This is a genomic window from Oleiphilus sp. HI0067 (assembly GCF_001635735.1).
In genome coordinates this window covers 1-1,215 of sequence record NZ_LWFI01000301.1, presented here as the reverse complement: position 1 = coordinate 1,215, position 1,215 = coordinate 1, and the positions used below count along the sequence as shown (strand labels likewise).

The window sequence follows — 1,215 nt, the reverse complement described above, 5'->3', positions numbered from 1 at the left end:
GTGCGTTTTAATCCGATTACTGAGCTTAATGAAGCTCTGCCGGATATGCATCAGCTAGATCAAACATCCTTGGCGACTATAAACTAGCGAATACAAGCTAAGTTCCACAAGAAAGCGGCTCATAAGGCCGCTTTTTTTGTTTTATGCCTAGACTAATTAAGTAAGTTCTTACGAATCTCACTCACCAGTTCATTGGTCTCTTCTAATATTTCACTATGCACAACGAAGGTCTTTTTCTGTTCCTCTTCAGTTAAAGTATCTTGGCTATGTATCTGAGCGTCAACGATCTCAAAGCTTGCATCAGACGCGTCATGATCCTCATCTTCACGTTGATGAATCCAACTCTCTATTAAGCTCATACTGGCTTGGCAGTCAGCAATGACCATCGGCACGCCGTTTTCATCGGCGACGTCTTGAATAAAATTGCGTTGCCACAGTTGTAGGTTTGTTGCATCAACGATGACGCTCAAGCCTGCATTTAAGATATGCCGCGATAGAGAAGCGAGTTTCTCATAGGTAAGATCTGTGGCCGCTTTGCTATACAGTTCTTTTGCTTTGTCAGTGTCAGGATGCTTATGAGGATCAAATTTAAATAGTCGCTTTCGTTCTACATCGGAGCGGATGCGAATAGCGCCTAACTTATCTACAAGACGCAGCGCAACGGTGCTTTTTCCCGTTCCTGATACACCATGCATGGTCAATATAAAACGATTTGGAAGTGCCGAGCAGCTTTCGGCCAAGTCGATATATGACTGATATTTACGCCATAGTTCGTCTAGTTTTTGCGGATTGTTTTTAAAGTCTTCCATCTCAAATAAAGAAATCTTCGCACGGACTATCGCGCGATAGGCTTTATAAAATGGTAAGAGTTTTAGGCCTGCGTAGTCTCCAGTTTCTTCTAAATAATGATTTAAAAAACGATTGGCATAGTGGTGTAGGCCCCGCTCCTCTAGGTCCATGACAAGGAAGGCAGTATCGCTCATAACGTCGACCCAACGAAAGCTGTCATTAAATTCGATACAGTCAAAGAGGGTGACCTTGTCGTGAAATAGCGTGATGTTCTTGAGGTGAAGATCACCATGGCATTCTCTTACAAAACCCTGTTCTTTGCGTTGTTGCATGATATCTGAGTGGATTGCAAATGCACTCATCGTCCATTTTTCGAGGTGTGCGAGCTGTTCTAAATGCTCTGTCTCTGACAGGCGCTCTCGTATT

The 1,215-nt window shown here is 43.3% G+C and carries 1 protein-coding gene; it reads right to left on the bottom strand.

Going from position 1 to position 1,215, the window contains the following annotated elements:
* Positions 1 to 152 precede the first annotated feature (152 nt).
* Positions 153 to 1,215 (bottom strand): bifunctional aminoglycoside phosphotransferase/ATP-binding protein (locus A3739_RS03680; protein ID WP_156502323.1); only part of this gene is annotated, 1,063 nt, incomplete at its 5' end.